The following is a 22,034-nucleotide window of genomic DNA, read 5'->3' as shown; positions in this document are numbered from 1 at the left end:
CGCTATTCGCTCCGGCTTGCGAGCGCGTTGACGGCGGCGACCGTCATCGCGGAGCCGCCGAGCCGGCCTTCGACCGTCAACGCCGGCACCGGCGGATCGGCCATCAATGCGGCCTTGGATTCGGCCGCACCGACGAAGCCGACGGGGCAGCCGATGATCGCCGCAGGCCGCGGGCAGTCGCGGTCCTCCAGCATATTGAGAAGATGAAACAGCGCCGTCGGCGCATTGCCGATCGCGACGATCGCACCGTCGAGATGCGGGCGCCACAGTTCCAGCGCCGCGGCCGACCGTGTGTTGCGCATGGATTGCGCCAGCGCCGGAACAGTCTCGTCGCCGAGCGTGCAGATCACGGTGTTGGCCGCAGGCAATCGCGCGCGCGTAATTCCCTCCGAGACCATGCGCGCGTCGCACAGGATCGGCGCGCCCTTCTGCAGCGCTGCGCGCGCGGCGGTCGCCATATCAGGCGTGAAGCGGATATGCGCCTCGAGACCCACCATGCCGGCGGCATGGATCATCCGTACCACGACCTGCTCCTCATCAGGCGTGAAGCGCGCCAGATCGGCCTCGGCCCGGATGGTCGCGAAGGACTGCCGGTAGATCGCGGCGCCGTCGGTCTCGTAAGTATGCGGCATCAGTGCCCTCCCATCAGGATGGAGGGATCGCGAACGATATCATCGCGGTCGAGCCCGCGCAGGATCGGCTCATCGCGGGTCGACCCGCCGCGCACGAGATCGAATCCTGCTCCTGTCGCAACCAGCGTGATCGCGGCGGTGCCGGAATGGGCACAGCCCTTGGCGCAGCCCGAGACGTGAAGCCGCGAGGCCGCGCCGATGTTCGGTGCCAGCGCCGCGGCAAGTGCGCGCGTGTCGGCATGGGCCTCGCGGCAGCGCGGCGCGCCGCTGCAGGCAATGACGCGGAGCGCCGGATCGTAGGCCTCGGTGATCAGGCCGGAAGCGGTCGGCATCGTCCGCTTGCCCTCGCTCAAGACCATGCGCCATGGCGTCATCCGCAGTGCATGCCCGCAGCCGGACAAGCGATTGAGCGTCGCATGCGGCATCTGCCCGAAGGCGACGCCGACCATGGCTCCTTGCGGATAAAGGCCGGGGCGCGCTGCCGCCATGATGGGCGCCGGCTCCGCCTCGCTGCGCAGCAGCTCAGGTAATTCCGCGCCAGCCGCAAGATGCTTTGCCATGCGCCCGCGCCCGCCGCTGACGCCACCGGAGGCGATGAACCAGCTTGCGAAAGCGAGTGCGGTCGTCACAGCCTCGCCGCGCGCGACGCTGCGGCCGAGCCTGGCGCCGTCTGCGCGCACGATGAGACCGCCTGCAGCATCACGCTCGATCCGCACATCCGCGGAATTGCCGGCGAGCACGCGTGACTTGCCGTCATCGATGGCGAAGCCGAATTTCGTCGGAAGCTCGAGCATCGAGTCCGCCAGCACCTCTTCGAGCTCGGCCGCAAGCGCCTGGGTCTCGTCGCCATCGCGCCAGAACGGCGTGACCAGAATGTTGCGCCGGGATTCGGTGTCGGCGTCGGGGTCGAGCAGCGTCAGTTGCGCAAGACCGTCAAGCAGCAGCCGGTGGCTGGTGTCGGTGACGCCCCTGATCTGAAGATTGGCGCGGCTGGTCACGTCGATCAGGCCATTGCCGTGGCGCTCGGCGAGATGCGCAAGCCCGGAGGTCTGTGCTGCATCGAGCCGGCCGCCGAACGGGCGCACGCGGACCACGAGCCCGTCGCCCGATTGCATCGGCCGCAGCGCGCCGGGACACCAGCCCTTCACCGAAGCCGCGCTCATGACGCCTCCTTCAGCGCAGCCGCAATCGAATTACGGCGCGTCCGCCAGAGCGAGGCCTCGTGCAGCCGCGTGAAGCAGGTCTCCATCGCAGCGAGCGCGGGTGGATTTTCGCGCGCCATGAAGGCACGGACATCGGCGTCGCCGAGCGTCGCGTCGTAGTAGAGATCGAACAGATGCGGCGGCACGGCATCAGCGAGATGGGCGAAGGCAGCCATGTGCTCCAGCGTCGCGGTGATCTCGGCGGCACCGCGAAAACCGTGGCGCATCATGCCGGCGATCCAGGCCGGGTTGGCCGCGCGCGCCCGCACCACCCGCGAGATCTCTTCGGTCAGCGTGCGCGCATGCGGCTCGTCGGGGCGCGTCGTGTCGAGATGATAGAGCGATGGCCCCGCCGCACCCAGATGCGCGGCGGCTGCGGCGATGCCGGCTTCATGCGCGGCATAGTCGGCGGCGAGCAGCAGATCGGTTTCCGGCAGATCCTGGAGGTGGACGAAAGCATCGGCCGATGCGAGCCGTTGTTCGATGCCGGCGCGATCCGGCTTGATCTCGCCATCGGCGGAGAACGCCCAGGACGATGCCGCCAGCCAGGCCTCGCCGGCGGCATCGCGCGTCTCCGGCGTGAAGGCATCCGGGATTGCCGAGAGGCCGACGCCGTATTGTCCGGGGCGCGGCGCGAACACGCGCGAGGCGCGGTGGCGATAGGGATTCTCCTCGCCCTCGTCTTGGCGCGATGCCAGCGCCTCAGTGGCGGCTTCGAACAATTGCGCAAGGCCTGCGAAGACATCGCGGAACAGGCCTGACACGCGCAGCGTGACATCGATGCGGGGACGGCCAAGCTCGGCCGGCGCGATGATGTCGTAGCCGGTGACGCGGCCGGAGGCGTGATCCCAGTGTGGCGCGAGACCGGCCAGATGCAGCGCCATCGCGAACTCCTCGCCCGCGGTGCGCATCGTCGCGGAGCCCCAGAGATCGACCACGAGGCCTTTCGGCCAATCGCCGTGATCCTGAAGATGACGACGCAGCAGCTCTTCGGCGAGTTTTATCCCCTGCGCATGCGCCGATGGCGTCGGCACCGCACGCGGATCGACGGCGAAGAGATTGCGTCCCGTCGGCAGCACGTCCTGACGTCCGCGATAGGGCGAGCCTGACGGGCCCGGCGCCACGCGCCGGCCCGCAAGTGCGGCACGCAACCCGTCCCGCTCGGCCTCGCCACAGACGCCGCGGCCGAACACGTGCAGGCCATCGCCGAACTGGCTTTCCTTGAGATCGCAGACGAAGCGATCGATCCGCGGGATCGCTTCGGCCGGCGCGGCCGAGGCATCCAGGCCGAGATCGTCCTCGAGGCCTGCCGTGCGCGCCTCGTCGCGGATCGCAGCGATCAGGCGCTGGCGGCGGGCGGGATCGAGACCATCAGCGGTCGAATATTCGTCGAGCAGACGTTCAAGCCGGCGCAGGTTATCCGGCACCGCGGATTGTTCAAGCGGCGGCGGCAGATGGCCGATAGTGACGGCACCAATGCGCCGCTTGGCCTGCGCGGCCTCGCCGGGATCGTTGACGATGAAGGGATAGATGACAGGCAGAGCGCCGATCAGCGCTTCCGGCCAGCAGCGCGACGACAGCGCCACGGATTTCCCGGGCAGCCATTCCAGCGTGCCATGCGCGCCCATATGCACGACGGCATCAATCTCCTGCTCCCGGAGCCAGAGATAGAACGCGACATGGGCATGGCGCGGCGTACGGGCGAGATCGTGATAGTCGGAATCGCGCGTGGTCGCGTCGCCACGCTCGGGCTGGACTGCGATGATCGAGTGACCGCACTGGATCGCAGCGAAGTGGAACGCACCATCGCGGCAGCTCGGATCGTTCTCCGGCGTCCCCCAGGCCTGCGCGAGATCGTCCTGCAAACTTAGCGGAAGGCGCGAGAGCGCTGCCCGGTAGTCAACGACGCTCCAGGTCAATTGCTGCTTGAGCAGTGTCGCGCCCAGCGTTTCAACTGGCGCAACATCGAAGCCGGCATCAGTGAGATCGGACAGCAGCGCCTCGACCGAGGCGAGCGCGTCGAGACCGACCGCATGCGCGATCTGGTGCGGACGGCCGGGATAGTTCGAGAGCACGATGGCCAACCGCTTCTCGGCAGCCGGTGTCTCCGCAAGCCGCCGCCAGGCCACCACGCGGGCGGCGACGGCTTCCACGCGCTCTTGATCCGGCTGATGAGCCAGATGCGAAAATTGCAGATCGGGATCGCGAGCCGCGGCCGATTTGAAACTCACCACGCCCGCGAACAGGCGACCGTCGACCTCGGGCAGCACCACATGCATCGCGAGATCTCCGGGCGACAGGCCGCGCAGCGATTCCGCCCAGTCCTCGCGTCGCGCCGATGAGAGCGCGACCTGGAACACCGGACATGACGCGGCATCGAACGGCGTCGTGCCGTCGTCGCCCATCGCCGAGAACGCCGTCGCATTGACGATCGCCGCCGGAGGATTGTTCGCGAAATACGTCCTCAGCCAATCCGCAACGCCTGCGGCCTTCAGGGAGGTGACGAACGCGCCGTGAGCGTCAAACCCCTGTTCGCGCAGCGCCGCGATCAGCGCATCGACCGGACCGGTGTCGGCAGCGGTGAGATAGGAGCGATAGAACGTCACCAGCGCGCGTGGCTTCCCCTCGCTCGGCACCGGCGCGCCGATGACGCCGCGTGCGGGATCGTAAAAGCCCATCTCGGGAACGGTCATCTCGCCGACGACCGGCCCGGCATAGAGACCCGATGCCAGCGCGAGTTGCGCGATCGCGGCTTGCGCGGCGACGGGGCCGCCGGTGTCGCAGAGCACTTTCAGCCGGCGCAGCGTCGAGACCGGCAAGGTGGAATAGGCATCGAGCCGCGTGTCGTCACGACCATCAGCCGGCAGCACGGCGAGCACGATGTTGCGATCTTTTGCCAACTGCTGCAGCGCAGCCAGCCCGTACGGCCAATAGGACTCCCCGCCGATCAGCCGCACCAGAATGCCGCGCGCCCGCGACAACGTGCGCTCGATATAGGTATCGACCGAGAGCGGATGACACAATTCCGCGAGGTTCGCCAGCCGCAGTGACGGCAGGCTGGTGCGGCCGCGGCGCCAGCCTGCCGCGAACGCCGCAAGATCGGAATCCGAGTACGAGAGCACCACGAGATCGGCCGGGTCCTGGCCGATGTCCCTTGGCGTCGCGGTCTCCTCGAGACCGCGGCTCTCGCGGAAGACGACGTGCATCAGACTCCCAATCCCGCCTTGATCGCGGCCGCGTCGATATCGCCGTGCTCGCCGATCACGACGAGCTTTGACTGCCTGTGACCCGCGCCCCAGGGCTTGTCGAACTGATGGCGCACACGCTCGCCGACGGCCTGCAGCAGCAGGCGCATCGGCTTGCCCGCGACCGCGATGTAGCCCTTGACGCGCAGCACGTTCTGCTCGCGCGCCAGACGCTGCACCGATGCGACCAGTGCATCGATGTCAGCGACCTCAGGAAGATCGATCACGACGGAGGCAAAATCGTCGTGCTCGTGGTCCTCCTCGCCATCATGATGCGAGGGGCGCGCGGCGAGATCATTCTCGGCGGCGGCGGCGAGACCAAGGATGACGCGCGCATCGATCGCGCCGTCGGTGATCGGCAACATCGGCACGCGGCGCGGCATCTCGGCCGTGATCGCGGCCCTTGCGGCCTCAATGCCGGCTGCGCCCGCCAGATCGGCCTTGGTCAGCAGCACGATGTCGGCGCAGGCGATCTGGTCCTCGAACACTTCCGACAGTGGCGTCTCGTGATCGAGATTTTCGTCCGCCGCGCGCTGCGCTTCGACCGCAGCCGGATCCGGCGCAAAGCGGCCGGCGGCGACCGCCTCGGCATCGGCGAGCGCGATCACGCCATCAACCGTGATGCGCGAGCGGATCTCCGGCCAGTCGAACGCCTTGAGTAGCGGCTTCGGCAGCGCCAGCCCCGAGGTCTCGATCAGGATGTGATCAGGCCGCACCGGGCGCGCAAGCAGCTTCTCCATGGTCGGAATGAAATCATCCGCAACGGTGCAGCAGATGCAGCCATTGGCGAGCTCGACGATGTTCTCTTCGGGGCAGTTCGCATCCGCGCAGGACTTCAAGATCTCGCCGTCGACGCCTTCGCTGCCGAACTCGTTGACAAGCACGGCGAGCTTCTTGCCGTTGGGATTGGCGAGCAGATGCTGGATCAGCGTCGTCTTGCCGGAGCCGAGAAAGCCGGTGACCACCGTCACAGGGACTTTTGCGAGCGAGTTCATTCGGCGGCCTCCGGCAACACGGCAATGGGGGGAATGCGGGCAAGCGACTGCTTGCGGAAGATCTCAGGCCTGCTGCGCCACGGCACGAGGCCATCGGGCGCGGCGGCATAGGCGGCAGCGCCCGCGACCACGTCCTGCGCGTTGGCATCCGACAGCCGGCCATAGACATAGGACCAGCGGCCGGGCGCGCTGAGCGCCACCGAGCAGCCCTGGCTGCATGCAGACAGGCATTCGACGGGAACCACATTGACGCCGTCGGGCACGCCGGCCTCGAGGATCGCTCCATGCAGGCGCTTGCCGGGTGTCGCCTCGCCTTCGCTCGGCGTCTCGCCGGCACGGCAGGTGATGCAGACGTGAAGTGTAACGGTCATCGCCTCTTCCAGAAGTATCTGCGGGAGGCGAAGAGGCACACGAACCGTTCTTGCGAAGGCCCGTTTCCCCGTCGCGGAACACCCCGTCCGCCGGTTCAAGAATCGTCCGCGCTGGCAGGTCTCCCGGCTTGCGGAGCAGGGTTTCCCCTTCGATCCCCGCCTTCCCGATCCGCAAGTAGGATCAGTGGCTTTGGGCATCTCTCCGGTCACGGTCGCGGGGGCGGCTGCAGTTTGGACCCAAATCTTGCCGATTCGGACCCTATCGCATTCCCTCTTCGCCTGTCATAGGACAGGAACCAACGCCGGGTCACCATTTGCCCCCGGCCGCCTCTTGTCAAGCCGAAGGACCGGGTACGATGACGCCTGAACCGGATACAAAAACGGCCGCGGAAGCCGACGCCAGGCACGCCGCAAAAATGGCGAAGATCAAGGTCGCCCGCGACAAGATCATGGCGACCAAGAGCGGCGAAAAAGGCCTCATCATCGTCCACACCGGCGCCGGCAAGGGCAAGTCCTCCTCCGCCTTCGGCATGATCGTGCGCTGCGTCGCCCATGGCTTCCCCTGCGCGGTCGTGCAGTTCATCAAGGGCGCCTGGGATACCGGCGAGCGGCGCCTGCTCACCGGCCACTTTGGCGAGCTCTGCCAGTTCCACGCGATGGGTGAAGGCTTTACCTGGGAGACGCAGGACCGCACCCGCGACATCGCGGCCGCACGCGCCGGCTGGGACAAGGCCAAGGAACTGATTCTCGATTCGAGCCTGCGCATGGTCGTACTCGACGAGATCAACATCGCGCTGCGCTACGACTATCTCGACATCGCGGAGGTCGTCGATTTCCTGAAGACCTCGAAGCCGCCGATGACGCATGTCGTGCTCACCGGGCGCAACGCCAAGGACGAGCTGATCGAGATCGCCGATCTCGTCACCGAGATGACGCTGGTGAAGCATCCGTTCCGCTCTGGCATCAAGGCGCAGGCCGGCGTCGAGTTCTGAAGACACCAAGCTCTGAAAAAACCAAGCTCTTAAAAAAACCATGGCGCGCGCATTGATGATCCAGGGAGCCGGCTCGGACGTGGGCAAATCGCTCATCGTCGCCGGTCTCGCGCGCGCCTTCACGCGCCGCGGACTCCGCGTGCTCCCGTTCAAGCCGCAGAACATGTCGAACAATGCCGCCGTCACCATCGATGGTGGCGAGATCGGCCGCGCCCAGGCGCTGCAGGCGCTCGCCGCCGGCGTCGAGCCGCACACCGACATGAACCCGGTGCTGCTGAAACCCGAGACCGATGTCGGCGCGCAGGTCATCGTGCAGGGCAAGCGCATCGCGACCGCGCGTGCACGCGAATACGCGGCGATGAAGCCTTCCTTGATGGGCGCGGTGCTGGAGAGCTTTGAGCGGCTGAAGGCGCGCACCGATCTGGTGCTGGTCGAAGGCGCCGGCAGTCCGGCCGAGGTGAATCTGCGCAAGGCCGACATCGCCAATATGGGCTTTGCGCGCAAGGCCGGCGTGCCCGTCGTGCTGGTCGGCGACATCGACCGCGGCGGCGTCATCGCACAGCTCGTCGGCATCAAGACGGTGATCGACCCCGACGATGCCGCGATGATCCAGGGTTTTGTCATCAACAAGTTTCGCGGCGATCCGACGCTGTTCGACGACGGCTACAAGCTGATCGAAGCGAAGACCGAATGGCGCGGCTTTGGCGTGCTGCCCTGGTTCGCGCGCGCCTGCGAGCTGCCGGCCGAGGATGCGATGGGCTTAAGCGACGCGCGCAAGCCAGGCCAGTGCAAGATCGCCTGCCTCGCGCTGTCGCGGATCGCCAATTTCGACGACCTCGATCCGCTGAAGCTCGAGCCGGGTGTCGATCTCGTGATGGTGCGTCCGGGCGAAGCGATTCCCGGCGATGTCAGGCTCGTCGTCATCCCCGGCTCGAAATCCACCCGCGGCGATCTCGCCTTTCTGCGCGCGCAGGGATGGGACATCGATCTGCTCGCGCATCACCGCAGGGGCGGCCATGTGCTCGGCCTCTGCGGCGGCTACCAGATGCTCGGACGCAGCGTCGCCGATCCCGATGGCATTGAGGGGCCTGCGGGCGACACGCCGGGTCTTGGCCTGCTGGATGTGGAAACGGCGATGAGCCCGCAGAAGACGCTGACGCGGGTGACGGCCGTGCATGCGGCGACGGATCAGCCGATCGAGGCCTACGAAATCCATATCGGTCGCACCGATGGACCCGATCGCGCGCGGCCATTCGCAAAACTGAACGGCGAGCCCGAAGGCGCGATCTCACGCGATGGGCGCGTGCAAGGCAGCTATCTGCACGGCCTTTTTACGTCGGACGCATTTCGCAGGGCATTCCTTGCAAAGCTCGACATTCCCGCGGGCGACGAGCCCTATCACGCCAGGGTCGACAGCGCGCTCGACGCACTCGCCGATCACATCGAAAAGTATCTCGACGTCGAAGGCCTGCTCGCGCTAGCGCGCTAGGACCTCGGCAAGGCGCAACCATTCGGCCTCAGCGCCCGGAAGCCCAAGGCGCAGCCATGTCGGCTTTTGCGCGAAGACGCGGGACCAGATCTGGCCGCGTGCCAGCTTTTCCTGCGCAGCACGCGCATCCGGCGCCTCGTAGAGGCGAAACAGTGGCGCACCGCCAACCAGCCGCCAGCCTTGCGACTGCGCGATGTCGTCGAGGCGAACGCAGTCGCGGGCAAGCCGCGCTGACGTCGCCTTGGCCCAGGCGTCATCGCGCAAGGCGCGGCAGCCAATCGCGATCGCAGCTCCAGAGACCGGCCATGGACCTGACGCCGCCGCGATTCTGCCGATGTCATCCGCATGGCCGATCGCAAAACCGAGCCGCAGGCCGGCAAGACCATAGAACTTTCCGAAGGAGCGCAGGATCAGCAGCCCCGGCCGCCCCGCTTCCGAAGCGAGCGAGAGCTCGGGAATGCCGTCCGCAAAACTCTCGTCGATGACGAGGTGACCGACGCGCGGCAACAGCGCGAGCAGATCCTTCGGCGCATAACGGCGGCCGTCGGGATTGTTGGGATTGACGACGATGGCAAGGTTCGCCCCCGCCAGCGCGTCGGGCGCCCTCACCTCCTCGACCTCCCATCCCGCAGCCGACAGAACGGGAGCATATTCGTTGTAGGTCGGCGCGAGGATGCGCGCCCGGCCGCGCGGCGCGAGTTGCGGCAGCAATTGAATGGCGGCTTGTGCGCCGCTCATCGCAACGATCGGCGCCCTCGTGCCATAGGCGTGCCGGGCGGCGTGATGCAGCGCATCGATCTCGGACCGCGACGGCAACGCCTGCCAATGATGCGCGGCGATCTCGCCCACCGGATAAGCCAGCCGGTTGATCCCGGTCGACAGATCGATCCAGTCCTCTGCGTGGCCGCCAAAATGCCACCGGGCGTGATCAAGATTTCCACCGTGCTCGCGCATGCCCTGTTCTTTCACGCGCAGGCCAGGATCGCAAGGAGCCCCGCGAGCAGCAGCATGGCCCGACGGTAGACGGTCAATCCCTCGCCGATGTCGGCCGCAAGCGGATCGCGCGCTCCTCCGTTCAGCCAGGGCTCGGCGGTGATGCTGCCGTGATAGATGCGAGGGCCGCTGAGCCGCACGCCGAGCGCTCCCGCCATCGCCGCCTCCGGCCAGCCGGCATTGGGCGATCGATGACGGCGCGCGTCGCGTGTCATGCACGACAGCGCCTCGGATCGCTTCCGCGCCAGCAGCACGAACAGAAAGCCGGTCAGACGGGCCGGAACGAAATTCGCGACGTCGTCGATGCGCGCCGCGGCCCAGCCAAAGGCTTCGTGCCGTTCGTTGCGATGGCCGATCATGGAGTCCAGCGTGTTGATCGCCTTGTAGCAAAAAATACCGGGCAGGCCGAACAGCGCCCCCCAGAACACCGGCGCGACGATGCCGTCGGACGCGTTCTCCGCGAGGCTCTCGATCGCCGCGCGCGCGATGCCGGCTTCATCGAGCGCGGCTGGATCGCGGCCGACGATGCGCGAGACCGCCGCGCGGGCCGCGGTGATGTCGCCGCCCAGCAGGGGATTCGCGACGGCAGCGACGTGATCATACAGGGAGCGCAAGGCGACCAGCGGCCAGGCCAAAATGCCGGCCAGCACGATTCCGATCCAACTCGGGGGAAGCAAGGACTGGAGCAGCCAACCGAACGCAACCGCGAGCGCAATCACCAGAAGCGCGCCGGCGGCGCCCGCAGCGCGGCGGAGCGCCGGCGGGTCAGACTCGCGATTCCAGCCGGCATCGATGGCGGCGATCAGCCCGCCCAGCCAGGTCACGGGGTGGCCGATCCGCGCAAACAGCTTTGACGGCCAGCCCAGCAAGGCATCCACCGCCATCGCCACCACCATCGCGCCCGCAAAACCCACACTGGCCTCCTGTCCCGCCCCTGTTGCGCAAAGCGAGCGGCGAGCGCAAGCCCCCGGGTGCCTGATTTCGGCTTTGTCTTTGGCCGCGATTGGTGATTAGTCAGGCCCACAGGAGACCTTCATGGCCGTCATCTTGATCACGGGCGGAGCGCGATCGGGCAAGAGCAGGCGTGCGGAAACGCGCACGCGCGCCTTTCCCGGGCAGCCCGTCTATGTCGCGACGGCCGAGGCGCTCGATGCGGAAATGGAGGCGCGCATCGCAACACACCGCGCGCGCCGCGGAACCGACTGGATCGAGCGCGAGGTGCCGCTCGATCTCGTGCCCGCGCTGGTCGCAACCGATGGCGGCGGCGCGCGGCTCGTCGACTGTCTGACGCTGTGGCTCTCCAACCTGATGCATGCGGCGCGCGACTGGGAACGCGAGGTGACCGAGCTCGCCGCCGCCCTGCCCCGCCTCGGCAGCCCGGTGGTTTTCGTCACCAATGAGGTCGGTCTCGGCATCGTGCCCGACAATGCATTGGCGCGCAGCTTTCGCGACGCCGCCGGGATCATGAACCAGACCATTGCGGCGGCCGCTGACGAAGTCGAGCTCGTCGTTGCCGGCCTGCCGATGAAACTGAAATGATGCCGCGCGCCGCCATTCTGAAAGACGTGGTCGCCGATCTCAGGATCGCGGCGTCCTTTGTCACGATCGTGCCGGTGGCATCGTCAAAGCCGGCCGGCGATGGTGACATCGCGCGCGCGACCTGGGCGCTGCCGATCGCGGGATTGCTGGTGGGCCTTGCAGGCGCAGTATCCTATGCGCTTGCGAGCAGACTGGGACTGGCACCAGGCATGGCCGCCCTGCTCGCTCTCGCGACAACGACCCTCATCACCGGCGCGCTGCACGAGGACGGGCTCGCAGATACCGCCGACGGCCTCGGCGGCGGACGGACGCGCGAGCGCAAGCTCGAGATCATGCGCGACAGCCGGATCGGCAGCTATGGCGTCTGTGCGTTGATCCTGTCGTTCGGCCTGCGCTGGAGTGCGCTCGCCGCAATCGCCGATCCATGGGCCGTGATGCTGGCTTTGTGCTCAGCCCACGCTGCGGCCCGCGCCGGCGTGCCGGCCTTCATGTCGTTGGTCGCCCCGGCGCGTCCCGACGGGCTCTCTGCGCGCGCCGGATCGCCGCCGGGCCGCAGCGTGGCGATCGCCTTCGCTGTTGGAACGCTCGCCCTCGCCGTTGCGCTCGGACCGGCCAAGGCGCTGGTCGGCCTGGTCCTGCTCTCGCTCGCCGGGCTGATCCTGGCGCAGCTTGCCATCCGTCAGATCGGCGGCCAGACCGGCGACATCCTCGGCGCTTTCGAGCAGGTCGGGGAGATCCTGATCCTGCTGGTGGCCGCAGCCTTCCTTCACGCGGGAGGATGATCGATGGTCGAGTTCGGCGACGCCTTCCGCCGGCAATTGCGCGAGCTGTTCGTGTGGCGCCGCGACGTGCGTCGCTTTCGCACCGATGCACTGCCCGACGGTGCCGTGGAGCGGCTCATCGAGACGGCCTGCCTGTCGCCATCGGTCGGCCTGAGCCAGCCATGGCGCTTCGTCACCGTCGATGATGCGGTACGGCGCCGCGCCGTGATCGACGATTTCAGGACCTGCAACGCCGACGCGCTGAACTGCTACTCCGGCGAGCGCGCCGCGCGCTATGCCGCGCTCAAGCTCTCTGGGCTCGAACAGGCACCTCGCCATCTCGCAATATTTGCGGACAAGGCCAGCGAGATCGGCCACGGCCTCGGCCGCGCGACCATGCCGGAGACAACAGAGTATTCCGTGGTCGCGGCGATCACCGCCATGTGGCTCGCCGCACGCGCCGAGGGGATCGGGCTCGGCTGGGTCTCGATCCTCAATCCGGAGCGCATCGGCGGCGTGCTCGACGTGCCCGCGTCCTGGAAATTCATCGCCTATCTCTGCATCGGCTATCCCGAGGCGGAGTGCGATCAGCCCGAGCTCGAGCGGGCGAATTGGGAGCACCGGCGAGGCGCGGACGAATTCACGCTGCGGCGCTAAGCGAGCTGCGTCTCGGACCTAGCCGTGAAGCTGCGAGTTGAGGCCGTCCCAATTTGGAGTACGCCTGGTTGCCTCAAGAGCGCCGCTCTGGGAATTACGACGAAAAAGCAGGCCCCTCTCACCCGAGAGCTCTTTGGCTTTCAGCACCCGGCCATCTTCCAGAAGGATGCGCGCGCCTGCCGTGACGTAACAGCCCGCCTCGACGATACAATCGTCACCCAATGAAATGCCGATACCGGCGTTGGCTCCGATCAGGCAGCGCTCACCGACTGTAATCCTCTCTTTGCCTCCTCCGGACAGAGTGCCCATGATCGAGGCTCCGCCGCCAACGTCGCTGCCACTACCCACAACCACACCGGCGCTGATCCGCCCTTCGACCATGCAGGGGCCGAGCGTACCTGCATTAAAATTGCAAAAGCCTTCGTGCATGACCGTCGTGCCCGGAGCCAGGTAGGCTCCGAGCCTTACCCGATCCGCATCGGCAATTCTCACGTCCGCAGGCGTCACGTAGTCAGTCATGCGCGGGAACTTATCCACGCCTGTCACCTCGAACGCCAGGGCACGCGTTCGTGCGAGGATTCGTGCTTCCGGTACACGAGGGCATTCACAGGGCCCGAGGGTGGTCCAGGCAACGTTAGGCAACAGACTGAAAATTCCCTCGAGGTTCAGGCAATTGGGCTGGACGAGCCGGTGGCTCAGGAGATGGAGGCGAAGATATGCGTCGTGCACATCAATCGGCGCGGATGCAAGAGAGTCAATTTCTGTCTGGATTGCAACGATACCGACGTTGCGGACGTCGTCGTGCCGCGCATATCCGTCTGCCGACTCACCGAGCGACCTCTTGATCTCGTCCTTCGTCAGCAGCACCGTTGCCGACTTGCCGGCCTCCTCAACCAGGCGCAGCTGAAGGAACCAGGAATCCAGCACGCGACCGTCGGCGGTCACCGTCGCAAATCCCTCGCCTCTCGCGCCCCTCAGCTCCATCGTCATTTGAATTGCTCACAGTATGACCTACAGCTAGTGCATACGCGAGTTCTCCTGGAATTGGCAACTTCTGCATAGCAATACGGTATCGGGCTGCCCGTGGCTGCGAATGAACATTCACAAGGGTATTTTTTCATCAATTGTCGCCGTCGGACTTTCGCGTTATGCACATGCCCAGGGACAACTTTTGCGAAACATTTCATGACTGAGCGGCCTGCTCCTGCCCGCGTTGTGCCGGCGGTCGCCCGCCGCGATTTCATTCGCCTTGCGGGCGCAACAGCCGCGGGATTCTTTACGCTTGGCGCAGCGTCGGATCGCATGCGGGTCGTCGCCTCGATCACCAGCCTGTCGCTCGACGACGAGCTGACCAGACGGAGCATGAGCGAAGCTGCAACCACGCGGCTTGGCGGGCTCGTTGCGGGCCTGAGGCAGCGTGGCTGGGTCGAAGGGGTCAACTACCGTTTCGAGATCCGCTCGAGTTTCGGCGGACCGGACAAGATGAAGTCCGCGGTCGCCGAGCTCATCGACCTCAACCCGGATGTCATCCTCACCGGCTCGACCGTCGAAACCGCAGCCGTCATGGCAGCCACCAAGACCATCCCGATCGTTTTCGCGACATCCAACGACCCCATCGGCAATGGCTTCGTTCAAAGCCTCGCCCGTCCCGGCGGCAACGTCACGGGCTTCACCAGCAGCACCCCCGAGATGGGTGGCAAATGGCTTCAGCTGGTCAGGGAGGCCGTGCCGGATATCCAGCGCGTCGGCGTCCTGTTCAATCCGGCGAGCACGCCCCGCGCCGGGCGCTTCTATCTTGACTCCGTCGAGCAGGAGGCCGCGGCCTCGGGCGTGACCGTGGTCCTCACCCCGATCAGCGCGGCAGCCGAAATCGACGGCGCGATCGGCCGCTTCGCCGGGCCGCCGAAGGCGGCGATGATCTCGCTCGTCGACAGCTTTCTGGTGGTGAACCGGCAGGCGATCGTCGCGACGACCGCGAAATATCGTGTGCCGATGATCTATCCGTTCCACTACTTCATGGATGCCGGCGGGCTGATGAGCTACGGGCCGACGCTGGAGGTGCGCTCGGCCGATTACGTCGATCTCATCCTGCGCGGCACCAAGGCCGGCGATCTCCCGGTGCAATCGCCGCGGAAATACGAGCTGTTGATCAACCGCACCGTTGCCAACGCGCTCGGGCTGACCATCCCGTTCACGCTGCTCGCGCGCGCCGACGAGATTCGCGAGTGAACGAGGCGGTCGACCAGGGACATTTGCGGACGCCTCCGGGCCGGCTGTTCCGCAAATATCTCTACTCGATCGCAGCCCTCGCCTTTGCCGCGCTCGCCATCAACACCGGCTTCGACGTCTGGTTCTCCTATCGCGAGCAGAAGCAGCTTCTCGCGGCGACCCAGCGCGAGCAGGCCGCAAGCGCGGCCATTCAGATCGGCCAATTCATCGGCCAGATCGAGAGTCAAATCAGATGGCTCTCGCGCCTGCCTCCGGAGCTGTCGAACAACGAAGACGAGCGCCTGAACGCCATCCGCCTGCTGCGCCTTTCGCCCGCGATCGCCGAATTGACCGAGCTCGATGCGCAAGGCCGCGAGCAGGTGCGCGTGTCGCGCCGTGTCGCGGACAGGATCGGCAGCAACGCCGACTACTCCTCCTCTGCCGCCTTCCGCGGCGCCAATGAAAGCCGGGCCTATTACGGGCCGGTCTACTTCTTCGGCGACACCGAGCCCTTCATGACGATCGCCACCCGCGGCACCGGCCGCGAGCCCCATGTGGTCGTCGCCGAGGTCAATCTGCGCTTCATCTGGGACCTTGTCGCCGGGATCAGGGTCGGCAACACCGGCAAGGCCTATGTGGTCGATCGCCTTGGCGTGCTGATCGCGCATCCCGATTTGTGGCCGGCGCTCCGCCGCAGCGATCTCTCCGGGCATCCGGATGTGCGCGCCGCGCTCGACGGCGTAGGCCCGCCCTCCGGCGGCCTGATCAAGCAGGATTTCTCCGGGCAACGCGTGCTGTCGACCTATGCGACGGTCCCCTCGCTCGGCTGGCTGGTGTTCGTCGAGCTTCCGCTCAGCGAAGCCTACGCGCCGATCTACGCCTCGATCGGACGGTCGACATTCCTGCTGATCGTCCTGCTGGCCTTCGCCGCCCTGGTGTCGCTCTGGCTCAGCCGGCGCATGACCGTGCCGATCCAGATGCTGACGCAGGGCGCGCGGCGGATCGAGAGCGGCGATCTCGGATTGCGGCTCGCGATCAGGACGGGTGACGAGCTCGAGGCGCTCGGCGACCAGTTCAACCGGATGGCCGCGCATTTGCGTGAATCCTATGCGACGCTGGAGCGGAAGGTCATCGAACGGACCTCCGAGCTCGAGAAGGCGCGCGATCACGCCCTTGCCGAGCACGATGCGGCCGAGCGCGCGCGCAGCGTAGCGGTTACGGCCAACGAGACCAAATCGCGCTTCCTTGCCGTGGTCAGCCACGAGCTGCGCACGCCGCTCAACGGCGTCATGGGCGTGCTGCAGCTGCTCGACGACGGCCGCCTCGGCGAGGTCCAGCGCCGCCACCTCGCAACCGCCGCCGCCTCGGGCGAAACGCTGATCGCGCTGGTCGACGCCATTCTCGAATACGCCCGTCTCGAGGCCAGCACTGAGGCGCTGGAGACGCGCGACTTCCGTCTCGACCGGCTGGTCGAGACCGCGGCCGATCTGATGCGGCCGCAAGCCTTCGGCAAGGGATTGCGCTTCGACCTCGCCTGCGATGCGACACTCGGCACCTCCGTGCACGGCGATCCCGTCAGGCTCAACCGCATCCTGCTCAACCTGATCGGCAACGCCATCAAGTTCACCCCGAGCGGCGGCATCTCGCTGAGCGCGACAGCCGAGCGGCACGACGATCATGCCCTGCTTCGCCTCGTCGTTCGTGACACCGGCATCGGCATCGCGCCCGACATGCACGAGCGGATTTTCGAGGATTTTGTGCAGGCCGATGACAGCATCGCGCGGCGGTTCGGCGGCACCGGCCTCGGACTTGCGATCGCGCGCCGTCTCGCCCGGCTGATGCACGGCGAGCTGACGGTGGCGAGCACGCCGGGCGCCGGCAGCGTGTTCACGCTTCTCGTTCCACTGGGCTATGCCGGCAGCGGCGTCGCGCAAGGCGCGCCTTCGCCGCCATCGCGGCAGCGCCGCGTGCTGCTGGTCGATGACGACCCTGTCAATTGCGAGGTCGGCGAAGCGATTCTGAACCGGCTCGGCCACCGTTCCAGGATCGCAAGGAATGGTGCGGCCGCGGTCGCGCTCGCCGGCAGCCAGCCGTTCGAAATCATCCTGATGGATCTGCACATGCCCGATATGGATGGCGTGGAGGCGGCCGCGCGCATCCGACAGCTTCCGCTGCAGCCGATGCCGCGGATCATCGTCGTGACTGCCGACGTGTCGCGCAGCACCCGCGAGCGGCTCGCAGCCGCCGGGATCACCAAAATCGTCAGCAAGCCGATCCTGATCAACGCGCTTCGCGAGGCGATCGAGGACGAGCCCGAGCACCGCTCGACCGACGCGCCGCTTGCGGCCGGCGCATTGATCGACCGGCACTTTCTCGACGACCAGCAGGAGCTGCTCGGCGCCTCGCAGATCGCGAAGCTTCATGATCTGCTGGACCAGACCGGCGAAAAGCTGATCGCCGACATCACCGCGGCGGCCGCAGCCGGCGATCACAGCCAGCTCGCGCGATCCGCGCACCAGCTCGGCAGCGCGGCGAGCGCCCTCGGCCTCGTCCGCCTGTTCGAGCGCTGCCGTGACATCGAGCTGGCCGCGCCGACGATGCCGCTCGCCGAGTGCCAGGATGCAGCGCGCGAGCTGGCCGTGCTTCGCGCGGCGTCGATGACCGCGCTGGACGATCTGCTCGCGCCCACCGAGCAGCGGTCGGGTTAGCTAGGACTGGATAGGCGCGCGAGACAGGAGCGCGTCAGCAAGCCGATTGTCGCGTATTTCGATCACGCCCCGGCCAAAAGCGGGCTCATTGTGCTCGTCGGTAGTTGCTTCTGGTTTTGACCCAAAGGAGACCAGGAGCTATTGCAACTTGCGGCGGCATTTCATTTCTGCTTACTGCTGCTCTCTAGGTGGAAAGCCAATCTCCCAATTGAGGTCTGCGCCAAATGCTCACCGTTTACGGCCGCAAATCGTCATTCAACTTGCAGAAGGTGATGTGGCTAGTCGGTGAGCTCGGCATCGCGCACAAGCATGTCGAACTTGGAGGCTCGTTCGGCGGCCTCGACACGGATGAATTCCTAGCCATGAACCCGCATGGCCGCGTTCCGGTGATTGATGACTCTGGCATCATCGTCTGGGAGTCGCACGCCATCTTAAGGTATCTTGCGGCCAAATACTCTTCCGAAACTTCGTTCTGTAAGGCGAATCCGGCTGAGCGTGCGAACGCAGACCAATGGATGGACTGGTCGCAAACCGCGTTGCAGCCAGCATTCATGGTTGGCGTATTTTGGGGCTGGTACAGGACGCCCGAAGCGCAACGCAATTTGGTTGCTGTCGACAAAGCTCTGGAACAGACCAACCGTAATCTGAAGCACATCGACCATCAGTTGAAAGGCAGGTCTTTCATGCTGGGAGACCACTTATCACTCGCCGATATTCCGATAGGGACCCATCTTTATCGCTACCTCAATCTTGACCTTCCGCGCCCGAACTTGCCGAACGTTGAGCGCTGGTATGAGCGGCTGCAATCGAGATCCGCGTACCGCGAGCATGTGTGCGTGCCATTCGACGAACTCTACGGCCGGCTTGATTTTTGATTTCCACAATTACGAAATTACGGTGACAGTGCTGGACTGCACTCAACTCGGCTTGACCAATTATGTGCAGTCCAGCACTGTCACCGTAATTCCCCTTAGCCTTTTAGCGGTCGGTCGCTCCATCTATCGGCGTATGCTGCATCGGTCCAAAAGAACTCGTGAATGGCAATCACTTCACAGCCTTCCGCCTTGGCGAGCCCCATTGCTTCTACCGTGAAGTGTTGACCTGCGAGCAATATCGGGCCGCGCGGAGTTGGTATTTTTCCTAGCGCATGCGAAACCGCGCGCCCGGTGACAACGCCGTCGGGGAATTTGAGGACGAAGGCGTACTTCGGCACCTTGGGATTTGCAGAGTACTGCTTGGCCAGCTTGGGACCGATGGCCTTCTTTATCGAAGAGACATCGGCCGGAACGTTACAAATGACGGATGGCTTTAGGGTCACGTTACCCTCACCTGCTTATCGCCGACCCCTTAACCCCAGAGAGTTAAAGGCCATTTGAACAGAATACATAAAGCTTGGCGAATAATCGCGCCATGTCCGCTAGTGTGAAGGTTTTCATGGCCTCGTCGGTCATGGGGATGCTCCTGTCTTGAGTGAGGTTGTCGAAACCCCTCGATCTCAAGACAGGACGTCCCGCCGCGCTATCCTCTTGGCTCCGTCGGCAGCCGCGGAGTCCTACCGCGCAAGCGGTTTAGTCCTGTGGCCCTTCTTGGACTCATGCAAATGTCCGCTCCTCCACCGCTGCCAGGAGACAAGCGGACATCGCGGATTTCATGAGCGCGCGCCTGCCTCCTCCTCGCGCCCAAACCGCTCCACCAGAAAATCAATGAACAGCCGCACCTTCACCGACAAATGCCGCGTCGGTGGATAGACCGCATAGAGCGCAAGCGGCGGCGCAAAGTAGTCGTCCAGCAACGTCCGCAGTTCGCCCTTGCGCAAAGCATCCGCGGCAATGAAGTCGGGCAGCAGCGCGAGCCCCCTGCCTTTGATCGCGGCATCGCGCAGCACCTCGGCATTGTTGACGCAGAGCGACCAGGCCGGCTGGATCCAGTGATCGCCGTCGCGGCCGGTGAGCTTCCACTGGTTGCCGGTGAGCAGGAAGCCGTAGGTGAGCGAGGCATGCTCGCGCAGATCCTGCGGGTGCTTGGGCGTACCGTGGCGCGCGAGATAATCCGGCGATGCGCAGATCATGCGCGCCACCGGCATGATTTTTCGCGCGATCAGGCTCGAGGATTCCAGCTCCGCGATCCGCAGCGTCACGTCAAAGCCGTCCTGGACGGGATCGAGCAGATCGTCGCTGAGCACGATCTGGAGCTGAAGCTCCGGATATTGCTTCATGAAGTCCGCGAGAACAGGCCCGAGCCGCATCGTGCCGAACGACATCGGCGCGTTGACACGCAACAGTCCTCGCGGCGCCGACTGGGCCTGCGCCACCGCCTGATCGGCGGCCTCGATCTCCGAGAGGATGACGACGGCGCGCTCGAAATAGCGCTGGCCGTTCTCGGTCGGGCTGGCGTGGCGGGTGGTCCGGTTCAAAAGCTGGACGCCGAGGCTCTCCTCGAGGTCGGCGATGTATTTGCTGATCGCCGAGCGCGACAGCCGCAGCTGCCGGCCGGCTTCGGCAAAGCTGCCGCTTTCGACCACCTTCACGAAGGCCCGGAGGCTGGCGACCTTATCCAAGGACCAGCCCCGATTGTTTCCAAATCGTAGACATAGACGTCATATTTGCATGGATTGTCTCCAATCCAAAGCGGAACGATATTTCGCTCCAGAGCAAGACCGCTCCCCGAATTCTGGAGGACGACAATGTCTGGACTGCACCACGTCACCGCGATTGCCGGCGATCCCATCCGCAATTTCGGCTTCTACACAAGGGATCTCGGCCTGCGCTTCGTCAAGAAGACGGTCAATTTCGACGATCCCGGCACCTATCACTTCTATTATGGCGACGAGACTGGCCGCCCCGGCACCATCCTCACCTTCTTCCCGTGGGCCGGCGCGTCGGCCGGGCGTCGCGGCGTCGGCGAGACCCACCAAACTGCGTTCCGCGTGCCGCAGCGCTCGCTCGGCTACTGGACGCAGCGCTTCGTCGAGAAGGGCATCGCCTACGAGGCGCTCGAGAAGCGCTTCGGCGAGTCCGTGCTGCCGTTCACCGACCCTGACGGCATGGCGCTCGCGCTGGTCGGCATTCCCGGCGCCGAGAACGAGCCGGGTTGGAGCAATGGCGACGTGCCCGCCGAGCATGCGATCCGCGGCTTCCACGGCGTGACCTTGCTGCTCGATAGCGCCGCGAAGACGGCCGCCGTCCTTACCGACGTGTTCGGCTTCAAGGAGATCGGGCGCGAAGGCTCGGTGATCCGCTTCAAGGCCTCGGGCGATGCCGAAGGCAGCGTCGTCGACATCTACGAGGCCAAGGGATTCCTGCGTGGACATCAGGGCGGCGGCTCGGTGCACCACATCGCGTTCCGCGCGGCTGACGATGCCGAGCAGGGCAAGATGGCGCAAAAGCTCGTGAGCAATCACGGCCTGCACCCGACCGAGCAGCGAGACCGCAACTACTTCCGCTCGATCTATTTCCGTGAGCCGGGCGGCGTGCTGTTCGAGATCGCGACCGATATCCCCGGCTTCGCCGTCGACGAGCCCGTCGCGACGCTCGGACGCGACCTGAAGCTGCCGGGCTTCCTCGAAGCGCATCGCAAGCAGATCGAGGGCGTGCTGCCGAATCTGGAAGAGACCGCGTCATGACCGACTTCACCCATCGCTACGAGCCCGCCACCAAGGCGGGCTCTCCTCCTCTTCTGCTGCTGCACGGCACCGGCGGTGACGAGAACGATCTGCTCGGGCTCGGCAAGATGATCTCGCCCGGCTCCGCCCTGCTCTCGCCGCGCGGCCGCGTGCTCGAGCACGGCATGCCGCGCTTCTTCCGCCGACTTGCCGAAGGCGTGTTCGACGAGGAGGACGTGGGTCGCCGCGCGCTCGAGCTCGGCGAGTTCGTCGCCGACGCACGGAAGCAATACGGCATTGGCGCGCCAGTTGCGGTCGGCTTCTCCAATGGCGCCAACATCGCAGCCGCACTGTTGCTGCTGAAGCCGGACGTGCTTGCAGGCGCGATCCTGCTGCGCGCCATGGTGCCGCTGTCGGATCCGCCCAAGGCCAACCTTGCAGGCAAGCCCGTTCTGTTGCTGTCCGGCCAAAGTGACCCGATCGTGCCGGCGGCCAATTCGGCAAGGCTTGCGGCGCTGTTGTCGGAAGCAGGCGCGCGCGTCGAGCACAAGGTCTTGCCGGCCGGCCATCAGCTGTCGCAGGCCGACGTCACGCTCGCCCGCAGCTGGATCGGCAGCGTCGAGGCGAAGGCGGCATGAAGC

At 65.8% G+C, this 22,034-nt stretch carries 20 protein-coding genes and 1 riboswitch; of the genes, 10 read left to right on the top strand and 10 right to left on the bottom strand.

Translation table 11 applies throughout. The annotated features are described in order from the left end of the window. Positions 1–2: 2 nt before the first annotated feature. Genes ABID58_RS06635 through ABID58_RS06615 form a run of 5 tightly spaced genes read right to left on the bottom strand, consistent with a single transcriptional unit; the run spans position 3 to position 6,445 of the window. Complete coding sequence (locus tag ABID58_RS06635) at positions 3–632, bottom strand: precorrin-8X methylmutase (RefSeq protein ID WP_354032008.1); 630 nt, start codon at positions 630–632, stop codon at positions 3–5. Further along, complete coding sequence (gene cobG, locus ABID58_RS06630) at positions 632–1,795, bottom strand: precorrin-3B synthase (RefSeq protein WP_354032007.1); 1,164 nt, start codon at positions 1,793–1,795, stop codon at positions 632–634. The genes ABID58_RS06635 and cobG overlap by 1 nt, the downstream gene beginning before the upstream one ends. Further along, complete coding sequence (gene cobN / locus ABID58_RS06625) at positions 1,792–5,040, bottom strand: cobaltochelatase subunit CobN (protein WP_354032006.1); 3,249 nt, start codon at positions 5,038–5,040, stop codon at positions 1,792–1,794. The genes cobG and cobN overlap by 4 nt, the downstream gene beginning before the upstream one ends. Continuing rightward, on the bottom strand, positions 5,040–6,074 hold the full coding sequence (cobW, locus tag ABID58_RS06620; protein ID WP_354032005.1) for a cobalamin biosynthesis protein CobW: 1,035 nt from the start codon (positions 6,072–6,074) through the stop codon (positions 5,040–5,042). Before cobW ends, cobN begins: the two co-directional genes overlap by 1 nt. Next, positions 6,071–6,445, bottom strand: a complete 375-nt coding sequence (locus ABID58_RS06615) for a DUF1636 family protein (protein WP_148755512.1) — start codon at positions 6,443–6,445, stop codon at positions 6,071–6,073. The genes cobW and ABID58_RS06615 overlap by 4 nt, the downstream gene beginning before the upstream one ends. A 96-nt stretch (positions 6,446–6,541) precedes the next feature. Then, a riboswitch (cobalamin riboswitch) is annotated at positions 6,542–6,761 on the bottom strand. A 40-nt stretch (positions 6,762–6,801) separates the two neighbouring features. Between ABID58_RS06615 and cobO the strand changes: the two genes are divergently transcribed. Both cobO and ABID58_RS06605 read left to right on the top strand, forming a co-directional pair. Continuing rightward, the gene (gene cobO / locus ABID58_RS06610) at positions 6,802–7,437 is read left to right on the top strand and encodes a cob(I)yrinic acid a,c-diamide adenosyltransferase (RefSeq protein ID WP_354032004.1); all 636 of its coding nucleotides are present in this window, start codon (positions 6,802–6,804) and stop codon (positions 7,435–7,437) included. Between the two features lie 40 nt (positions 7,438–7,477). Then, a complete protein-coding gene (locus ABID58_RS06605) occupies positions 7,478–8,926 on the top strand; it encodes a cobyric acid synthase (protein ID WP_354032003.1) in 1,449 nt (482 codons plus the stop codon). On the opposite strand, the gene cobD is transcribed toward ABID58_RS06605, so the two are convergent. Further along, on the bottom strand, positions 8,915–9,880 hold the full coding sequence (cobD, locus tag ABID58_RS06600; RefSeq protein ID WP_354032002.1) for a threonine-phosphate decarboxylase CobD: 966 nt from the start codon (positions 9,878–9,880) through the stop codon (positions 8,915–8,917). The two genes, ABID58_RS06605 and cobD, sit on opposite strands and share 12 nt — an antisense overlap. An 11-nt stretch (positions 9,881–9,891) precedes the next feature. Continuing rightward, complete coding sequence (gene cbiB, locus ABID58_RS06595; RefSeq protein WP_354032001.1) at positions 9,892–10,833, bottom strand: adenosylcobinamide-phosphate synthase CbiB; 942 nt, start codon at positions 10,831–10,833, stop codon at positions 9,892–9,894. 121 nt (positions 10,834–10,954) lie between these two features. Here cbiB and cobU point away from each other — a divergent pair, with 121 nt between their 5' ends. From cobU to bluB, 3 genes are read left to right on the top strand one after another with little or no spacing between them, the layout of a single operon-like run. Continuing rightward, the gene (gene cobU / locus ABID58_RS06590) at positions 10,955–11,458 is read left to right on the top strand and encodes a bifunctional adenosylcobinamide kinase/adenosylcobinamide-phosphate guanylyltransferase (RefSeq protein WP_354032000.1); all 504 of its coding nucleotides are present in this window, start codon (positions 10,955–10,957) and stop codon (positions 11,456–11,458) included. Then, entirely contained in the window at positions 11,455–12,240 is a 786-nt protein-coding gene (gene cobS / locus ABID58_RS06585) for an adenosylcobinamide-GDP ribazoletransferase (protein WP_354031999.1), read from the top strand. The genes cobU and cobS overlap by 4 nt, the downstream gene beginning before the upstream one ends. Positions 12,241–12,243: 3 nt before the next feature. Continuing rightward, positions 12,244–12,876, top strand: coding sequence for a 5,6-dimethylbenzimidazole synthase (bluB, locus tag ABID58_RS06580; protein ID WP_354031998.1), 633 nt, complete (start codon positions 12,244–12,246; stop codon positions 12,874–12,876). An 18-nt stretch (positions 12,877–12,894) separates the two neighbouring features. Here bluB and dapD read toward each other — a convergent pair whose 3' ends face one another. Next, on the bottom strand, positions 12,895–13,866 hold the full coding sequence (dapD, locus tag ABID58_RS06575; protein ID WP_354031997.1) for a 2,3,4,5-tetrahydropyridine-2,6-dicarboxylate N-succinyltransferase: 972 nt from the start codon (positions 13,864–13,866) through the stop codon (positions 12,895–12,897). 195 nt (positions 13,867–14,061) lie between these two features. Between dapD and ABID58_RS06570 the strand changes: the two genes are divergently transcribed. The 3 genes from ABID58_RS06570 (at position 14,062) to ABID58_RS06560 (ending at position 18,667) form a co-directional block, all read left to right on the top strand. Continuing rightward, the gene (locus tag ABID58_RS06570; protein WP_354031996.1) at positions 14,062–15,105 is read left to right on the top strand and encodes an ABC transporter substrate-binding protein; all 1,044 of its coding nucleotides are present in this window, start codon (positions 14,062–14,064) and stop codon (positions 15,103–15,105) included. Next, positions 15,102–17,792: a hybrid sensor histidine kinase/response regulator gene (locus ABID58_RS06565; RefSeq protein ID WP_354031995.1), complete on the top strand. Its 2,691-nt coding sequence runs from the start codon at positions 15,102–15,104 to the stop codon at positions 17,790–17,792. Before ABID58_RS06570 ends, ABID58_RS06565 begins: the two co-directional genes overlap by 4 nt. 224 nt (positions 17,793–18,016) lie before the next feature. Beyond that, positions 18,017–18,667: a glutathione S-transferase family protein gene (locus ABID58_RS06560; RefSeq protein WP_354031994.1), complete on the top strand. Its 651-nt coding sequence runs from the start codon at positions 18,017–18,019 to the stop codon at positions 18,665–18,667. Positions 18,668–18,762: 95 nt separating this feature from the next. On the opposite strand, the gene ABID58_RS06555 is transcribed toward ABID58_RS06560, so the two are convergent. Both ABID58_RS06555 and ABID58_RS06550 read right to left on the bottom strand, forming a co-directional pair. After that, on the bottom strand, positions 18,763–19,110 hold the full coding sequence (locus ABID58_RS06555) for a hypothetical protein (protein WP_354031993.1): 348 nt from the start codon (positions 19,108–19,110) through the stop codon (positions 18,763–18,765). A 330-nt stretch (positions 19,111–19,440) separates the two neighbouring features. Then, positions 19,441–20,349, bottom strand: coding sequence for a LysR family transcriptional regulator (locus ABID58_RS06550; protein ID WP_354031992.1), 909 nt, complete (start codon positions 20,347–20,349; stop codon positions 19,441–19,443). Between the two features lie 126 nt (positions 20,350–20,475). Here ABID58_RS06550 and ABID58_RS06545 point away from each other — a divergent pair, with 126 nt between their 5' ends. Together ABID58_RS06545 and ABID58_RS06540 are read left to right on the top strand one after the other, a co-directional pair. Then, positions 20,476–21,414 carry a ring-cleaving dioxygenase gene (locus tag ABID58_RS06545; RefSeq protein WP_354031991.1) on the top strand — a complete coding sequence of 313 codons (939 nt, stop codon included), beginning with the start codon at positions 20,476–20,478 and terminating at the stop codon, positions 21,412–21,414. Then, the gene (locus ABID58_RS06540; RefSeq protein WP_354031990.1) at positions 21,411–22,031 is read left to right on the top strand and encodes an alpha/beta hydrolase; all 621 of its coding nucleotides are present in this window, start codon (positions 21,411–21,413) and stop codon (positions 22,029–22,031) included. The genes ABID58_RS06545 and ABID58_RS06540 overlap by 4 nt, the downstream gene beginning before the upstream one ends. Positions 22,032–22,034: the final 3 nt, after the last annotated feature.

Origin of the sequence: Bradyrhizobium sp. S3.2.6 (assembly GCF_040546885.1) — a bacterium.
Lineage (GTDB): Bacteria > Pseudomonadota > Alphaproteobacteria > Rhizobiales > Xanthobacteraceae > Bradyrhizobium > Bradyrhizobium cytisi.
The sequence above is the reverse complement of the archived record's forward strand: the minus strand, read 5'-3'. Positions and strand labels throughout refer to the sequence as shown.

Coding starts and splice junctions, on each gene's coding strand:
- ABID58_RS06635 (WP_354032008.1), bottom strand. CDS start 632: ATGCCGCATACTTACGAGACCGACGGCGCCGCGATCTACCGGCAGTCC.
- cobG (WP_354032007.1), bottom strand. CDS start 1,795: ATGAGCGCGGCTTCGGTGAAGGGCTGGTGTCCCGGCGCGCTGCGGCCG.
- cobN (WP_354032006.1), bottom strand. CDS start 5,040: ATGCACGTCGTCTTCCGCGAGAGCCGCGGTCTCGAGGAGACCGCGACG.
- cobW (WP_354032005.1), bottom strand. CDS start 6,074: ATGAACTCGCTCGCAAAAGTCCCTGTGACGGTGGTCACCGGCTTTCTC.
- ABID58_RS06615 (WP_148755512.1), bottom strand. CDS start 6,445: ATGACCGTTACACTTCACGTCTGCATCACCTGCCGTGCCGGCGAGACG.
- cobO (WP_354032004.1), top strand. CDS start 6,802: ATGACGCCTGAACCGGATACAAAAACGGCCGCGGAAGCCGACGCCAGG.
- ABID58_RS06605 (WP_354032003.1), top strand. CDS start 7,478: ATGGCGCGCGCATTGATGATCCAGGGAGCCGGCTCGGACGTGGGCAAA.
- cobD (WP_354032002.1), bottom strand. CDS start 9,880: ATGCGCGAGCACGGTGGAAATCTTGATCACGCCCGGTGGCATTTTGGC.
- cobU (WP_354032000.1), top strand. CDS start 10,955: ATGGCCGTCATCTTGATCACGGGCGGAGCGCGATCGGGCAAGAGCAGG.
- cobS (WP_354031999.1), top strand. CDS start 11,455: ATGATGCCGCGCGCCGCCATTCTGAAAGACGTGGTCGCCGATCTCAGG.
- bluB (WP_354031998.1), top strand. CDS start 12,244: ATGGTCGAGTTCGGCGACGCCTTCCGCCGGCAATTGCGCGAGCTGTTC.
- dapD (WP_354031997.1), bottom strand. CDS start 13,866: ATGACGATGGAGCTGAGGGGCGCGAGAGGCGAGGGATTTGCGACGGTG.
- ABID58_RS06570 (WP_354031996.1), top strand. CDS start 14,062: ATGACTGAGCGGCCTGCTCCTGCCCGCGTTGTGCCGGCGGTCGCCCGC.
- ABID58_RS06560 (WP_354031994.1), top strand. CDS start 18,017: ATGCTCACCGTTTACGGCCGCAAATCGTCATTCAACTTGCAGAAGGTG.
- ABID58_RS06545 (WP_354031991.1), top strand. CDS start 20,476: ATGTCTGGACTGCACCACGTCACCGCGATTGCCGGCGATCCCATCCGC.
- ABID58_RS06540 (WP_354031990.1), top strand. CDS start 21,411: ATGACCGACTTCACCCATCGCTACGAGCCCGCCACCAAGGCGGGCTCT.